Source organism: Paenibacillus maysiensis (assembly GCF_000520815.1).
In the GTDB taxonomy this organism is placed as follows: domain Bacteria; phylum Bacillota; class Bacilli; order Paenibacillales; family Paenibacillaceae; genus Paenibacillus; species Paenibacillus maysiensis.
The window spans coordinates 1-5754 of sequence record NZ_ASRY01000258.1; the positions used below are offsets into that span (position 1 = coordinate 1).

At 46.1% G+C, this 5754-nt stretch carries 7 protein-coding genes and 1 pseudogene; 1 reads left to right on the forward strand and 7 read right to left on the reverse strand.

Annotation, left to right across the window (positions count from 1 at the left end):
- The 7 genes and pseudogenes from L696_RS0117730 to L696_RS32045 form a co-directional block, all read right to left on the reverse strand.
- The coding region (locus tag L696_RS0117730) for an AMP-binding protein (protein WP_155985428.1) at positions 1-1609 on the reverse strand (1609 nt) is incomplete at its 3' end.
- 499 nt (positions 1610-2108) lie between these two features.
- Positions 2109-2354 (reverse strand): annotated as a pseudogene (locus L696_RS0117740) (diaminobutyrate--2-oxoglutarate transaminase); the annotation flags it as partial.
- Positions 2355-2615: 261 nt separating this feature from the next.
- Complete coding sequence (locus L696_RS0117750) at positions 2616-2978, reverse strand: hypothetical protein (RefSeq protein ID WP_025684835.1); 363 nt, start codon at positions 2976-2978, stop codon at positions 2616-2618.
- Between the two features lie 134 nt (positions 2979-3112).
- A complete protein-coding gene (locus L696_RS31225; protein WP_162833915.1) occupies positions 3113-3346 on the reverse strand; it encodes a group II intron maturase-specific domain-containing protein in 234 nt (77 codons plus the stop codon).
- A gap of 51 nt (positions 3347-3397) precedes the next feature.
- Positions 3398-3907, reverse strand: coding sequence for a reverse transcriptase family protein (locus tag L696_RS31520; RefSeq protein ID WP_209440985.1), 510 nt, complete (start codon positions 3905-3907; stop codon positions 3398-3400).
- Positions 3908-4053: 146 nt separating this feature from the next.
- Positions 4054-4443 (reverse strand): TnsD family Tn7-like transposition protein, encoded by a 390-nt coding sequence (locus tag L696_RS30600; RefSeq protein WP_155985430.1) that lies wholly within the window; start codon positions 4441-4443, stop codon positions 4054-4056.
- Entirely contained in the window at positions 4440-4880 is a 441-nt protein-coding gene (locus L696_RS32045) for a TnsA endonuclease N-terminal domain-containing protein (RefSeq protein ID WP_245233390.1), read from the reverse strand. Before L696_RS32045 ends, L696_RS30600 begins: the two co-directional genes overlap by 4 nt.
- Positions 4881-5295: 415 nt before the next feature.
- Here L696_RS32045 and L696_RS32050 point away from each other — a divergent pair, with 415 nt between their 5' ends.
- A complete protein-coding gene (locus L696_RS32050) occupies positions 5296-5592 on the forward strand; it encodes a hypothetical protein (RefSeq protein ID WP_245233391.1) in 297 nt (98 codons plus the stop codon).
- Positions 5593-5754: the final 162 nt, after the last annotated feature.

Below are 5754 nucleotides of genomic sequence, written 5' to 3' on the forward strand. Positions count from 1 at the left end.
GGTCTGAATTCAAATAAGCCGCATAAGTTGGTGGCAAAGTGGCGATCGTAATTGCATGCTCGTTCATGAAACGTTCGAACAGCTGATCATCCAAAATCGTCTCGGTTGACGGTATATATAAGGCCGCCCCGAAATACAGAGCGTTGAACATCTCCCAGCACGACGCATCGAACGATAGGCTGGCGAATTGCAGCACTCGATCCTGTTCGGTCGTGTGAAGCGTATGGGCAAACGTCAGTTTCAGGCTGACCAGCCCGCGATGCTCCAGCATGACCCCTTTGGGTTTGCCCGTCGTACCTGACGTATAGATGACATAAGCCAGATCGTTCGGACCGCTGGCCGGCTCCAGGTTCGAGCCATCGTCGCTGTAGGCCTGCTCGTCATCCAGCGCCACCACGGTCCCTTCGAACGGCACCTGCTGCAGCAGCTCCCTTTGAGTCAGCAGCAGCTGCGCGTTCGAGTTCTCCAGAATGTAGCGGATGCGTTCTTCCGGGTATTCCGGGTCGATCGGCACGTAGGCACCGCCAGCTTTCAGAACCGCCAGAATGCCAACGACCGTCTCCAGCGATCTCCTGGCCATCAAGCCTACCAGCTGATTGGGCAGCACGCCGACCGATCGCAGCGTCCGCGCCAGCCGGTTCGCCCGTTCGTTCAGCTCCGCGTACGAAAGCCGCCGTCCCTCAAAGACAACCGCCGTCGCTTCGGGCACCCGCTTCGCCTGCTCCTCCACGAGCTGATGAATCGTCCGATCACGGGGATAGTCCTTCTCGGTATCGTTAAAGCTTTGCAGCAATTGAAATTTCTCGTCCTCCGACAGCATGTCCGCCCGCACGATGTCCAGCTCCAACTCGTGAAGCCCCACGGCCAGCAGGCGATTCAGATGGCCGACGACCCGAGTCATGAACTCGGAGTCATATAAGTGCTCGTTATATGACAGCGCTAGCTGTATCGTCCCGCCGGTTAAGCTGAATTCGAAGGAACAATCCGTGACCACGTTTTGCCCGATTTCGTCCAGATGCAGCTCCTTAAGGGATACTAGCGTATGGACGACGGGTATCCCGCCTGCATATTGCAGGTCCAGCTTCTCCGTCATTTTCAAGAACGGAATATGTTGATGCTGAATCGCTTCCGGCAAGGAAGTCCTCAGCTCGCTCAGAAGCGTTCTAAAAGTCGCACCCGCCGAAAGCGAGTTTTTCAAAATGACCGTATGATTAACAGATCGGCGCGTCTCCGTCGGTTTCCGTAAAACCGGCATGCCGACCAGAATGTCAGAAGCGCCTGTATATTTATGCAAGAGCGACTGAACACCGGCGAGCAAAATCATAAAAGTGGCCAGCGGAGCGCCCTTGCTCATTTGAAGGACGCGCTGCGCCGCTTCCTCCGAAATCGAACCGCCGACGGTTGTCATAATGGGCGCCAGGGAGCTTGGAGCTTTGCTGTAAGGCAGCCGCGTCAAGGTATAATCGTCGCTACCGAATTTTTCGTTCCAAAACAACGTTTCTTTTTCAAAAGCCATCTGGATCGTTCCCCTCTCTTCATCGGTAAAAGCAATCCGGCGGAGCATATGCCGCAGCAACGCTCCAGCCTCGCTCCCCGCCTTTTCAAACATGTGACAACAATGTCAATGGCTTTCGCCAGGTCACCGCTTCGCTTGCCCGGTTGATCGCATGCGGCAATCCTCTGCCTAGCAGCTGTCCCGCTCGGCTCCCATGCGTGAAAGACAACAAAGAGCATCGTTCTACGCAAGAGATGCGGCTGCTTCCGGCTTCTCTGCTTCAATATGCTTGCTGCGGACGAGCCGCCCGAAGACGGGCTTTGGTTTAACATTGGGTTCGGAATTGGATTTGGGGGTGGACAAGAGATGTTCCTCCCATCGATGTAAGGCTTGCTGTAGGGTTCCGGCCGGCCAGCAGGAAGTCGGCCGTACCTCCGGATTCGGCACCGGAGCTGCCTTTGTTGAAGCCTATGTTTAAGGGATATTGATACACTCTATGTACGATTTGTGTATTCCCCCGCCTGGTGTGGATAAGTAAAGATCCGGCTGCGGGGTAGTGAGCTTTTCCTGACGATTAGATGTGACGATGGTGCTGCATGAGGCTCAAAGAATGCTCCGTGGCCATTGTATACATATCCAGACCGTGCATAATCCGGTCGGAGGTCAAGTAATCGAGAACCCGGCCCTTGATATAATCGTTGTTATGACCGTAATTCAGTGCCCCAGCACCTGCAAAAAAATCAATATATGCTCTTCCGTCCTCAGAATATAACAGGTCCCCCTTGGCCCGGTCGAATACCACCGGAAAGCTTCTGCAGTAAGATCTTACGTTGGATTCCAGCTTTTCAAAAATGCTCACGCGCTTCATCCTCCATCGGAATTGGGATAAGGTTGGCTTCATCCTTTCTGAACCTTCTGACGTCATGGAGCAACATATTCTCGGCTGTCATTTTCCACAATTGTCGGTCCCCGCATGCCGGCTTGCTGGGTAGCCAGTGGACTGGTCTCTCGCGCACAGCTTGGATAGGTATAAAAACCATCCAATTCTATTTTCTATCATAATTGGAAAGGTAACCTAGGTAGAATTATATCAAAATTTCGAAGAATGTATAGTAAAATTTTAGTTAAATTTGGTCTGTCCAACATAAGGTGTTAATATTTTGCCTAAAAAGAGCGAATGGAGAAGAAACGCTGGGAATGGTTTGCCATCAATCGAGGAATTCGACGCGTGTCGACATTCAGGCGGGGTGCCGGCCGATTTGGGAGATCTTCCCTGTAGACATTCTCTACCGGTGCTCCGAATCCCTGCGCTTTGCGATAACTTAACATGATTACCTGACGAATTTCTGGAAGCCTGGCTGGAAACCTGACTGGATGTCAGCTGGATATTCTGCTTGAAAATCCGTTGGATACTCGGTTGGAACACCTGATGACTGCCCGGCTGGAAGCTGGCCGCAGCGTCCGCCCGGATGGCAGCCGGCATAGTTTTGTATCCCGCCGTCTTCACTGCGCCTCTGCTAGAGTAAAGGGCAGATAAATTCTGCCCCTCCTCATCAAACCGTACGTGAGGTTTTCCCTCATACGCTTTCCGATGTTCGTCATTCATGTGCATGCAGATTACAATAGCGTTCTGAGTCCGAGTTGAACGGACAATGATTTCACTTCGCGTAATGAGTTCCTCCATCGAGCGCGTTGACGCTTCTTGGCATACCATTTTGTGAGTCGCTGAAGGATGTACCAGTCACGTTTAGCCATCTTCCTTTGGCTGTAGGTCGTAACGTAGTAGTTACGCCAACCCTGTATTTTCGGGTTTAAGTATTCCAAATGTTCTTGGAATGATTTGTGACGCATATTCGCAGGGGCTAGTCGTTCCTTCACGACTTCCCTAATCGCTCCTCTGCCTTACGAACACAGCCATTGTTGGGTCGTATAATATACTTGGCTTTCGGAAGTTTCGGCCTTCGTCTTTCGGTGATGTATGCCTAGGAAGTCGAAGCCTTCTTCTCCTGTCCATAGTCCGACGATTCGCGTTTTGGTCGGGTGTAACGTTAACTCCAGACGTTCCATTATCGTTCGAATGATCTCGTATGCCCGATCCGCATCCTTCTTGGGGATATATTGGCGCTTTACGGGTTGCGGATGGTAGTCGCCTTCTTTAAGAAGTCGATGACATTCGTGCACGAAGAACATTTCTCCTTGCTTCTCAATATCAGCTAGCGTCTCCCCATCAATTCCAGCAGAGCCCTTATTGGCTCGTACTCTCCGCCATGCTTCCCACAGGATGTCTAACCGGTAGACCTTGTCATACAGAGCGTGAAATCTTCGTTTCTTGCTTTCCTTGGCCGCATGACCTAGTTTCTCTTGGAGTTGTTGAACGTTTTCCTTTGGTGTCGTTAGCCGTTTGGCATTCACTGACTCGTACCTCCTTAAGAAACATGAACAAAGCAGGGCTCCTTTCCTCCCGCAGGTTGTGTTGTCCTGCGTTCCTCGGTGTAGAGTCGAAGGAGGTCGATGGCCATCATGACTGATTAAACATTGCTCAAAAAAACAATTTTTTCCTATGTTGAAGTATGAATTTCGCTTAATAAGTATTCCATTTCACAAATCACTGTTTTGGATTGAATACCACTTATTCTTGCTTTATTTATAAGCTGGGCTTTAGAAATGAAGGTTGAATGTTTTCGTAATTGATGGAAGGCCCAATGCAGCTTTCTGAGTTGAAACTCCTCCATAGATTCTTTGACATTATTTATAAATTCATTAAGTCTCGGCATTTTCTTTATGTGTTTGTAGAAGATGTTGGAATTCATCCCTAATCTTCTTGATACTTTAGAAATAGACCTTCTTACTGGCTGATCAGAGGTGTTAATCTCAATTACAATTCTCTCCACCTTATCTAATAGCTCAATATCTCGTTGATTCCAATCCGCGAATGTTTTATTAGTCAATTTTTCTGCAGCAACTTGTTAGAAGGTTTGATAGAATGTGCAATAAATTTTATACTTTCTTCTTGTTTTACTGTAAGTAACATATCCGTAGTCATAATGATGGGAAGCTTATTCTTGGGGTCAGTTGGATGTTTAATGCCTAACTTTTGTGCAATATAGAGGGTTTTATCTAGGGGTAATAAAGGAAATTGTTCGCGAATATCAATCACTTGCTCTGACCACTCCATTTGGTAATGATGTGCCAATTCAAAGTGTTCAGACAGATAATGGTGAAGTCGACCACTTTTCCAACCAAGAATTCGAGTAACTATCCCTATTGAAGGTACATCATGTACAGTCAACCAAGGTTTATATTCCGAAAAGTGGCCTTGACCTCTTCCTTCTTTGATTTTCCGTTGAATAGATGCTATAGAGTTACTTGATCGAATTTTGATCATTATTCACCTTCTTTTTTAGAACTACTAAATCAGAGTAAAGTTCAGTTATCTTTTTCTACTCATAAGATATATTTTAGTTTTACTTCAAAATACAAATGTAGAATATAACAACTCACAGCTTTATACAATAGCAAAGTAATATTTTTTAGCTATATTTTACTTCGTAGCCTATTCATAGGCTACTCGTAGGGTACAGTAGGGTATGAATAGGCTATAATATGGGCTATAAGTAGGTATAATTAGTAAGCAGATGGGTCGGATATTCTCAATAGAGGTGAATTCATGAATACTTTGGGACAGCGATGTAGAAATTTAAGACTACTCCATAAATGGACACAAGAGGAACTTGCTAATAAAATCGGGGTAACCAAAACAGGTTGTTTCTAATTGGGAGCGAGATGTAGCACGACCTGAAATTAATCATTTAATATCTTTAGCAGAGGTTTTTGATGTTACAACCGATTATTTACTTTGTATTGCTAATCAAATGACGTTCCCCTACTGTGTGGACTCAATTGATACAATTCATTCGGACCTTAATAACGAGAAAATCAAAAAATCCTTTGATCTTTTAGCATTTCTAAATTCTGGTTTTCGAATTGAATTAAATGGGCAGGTATTAGAACAAGAAGATTTGAATCTAATCGATAAAAATATTACCTTTTTAATGGAGCATTTTGTCTCTCTTTTAAAGAAAAGATATAGTAAATAGAAAATTTTAGTACTTATTAGTTCGCTTAAAGAAGTAGCGCCTCACACCTTCTTTTACAATTTAATTAACTATGTGATAGCTGAAGTTTTACTTTTAGGGATAGTCCTTCAATATTTCTTTTGCAAGTTTGGATCGGCTACACTAAGTTGGACAGAAAAAATA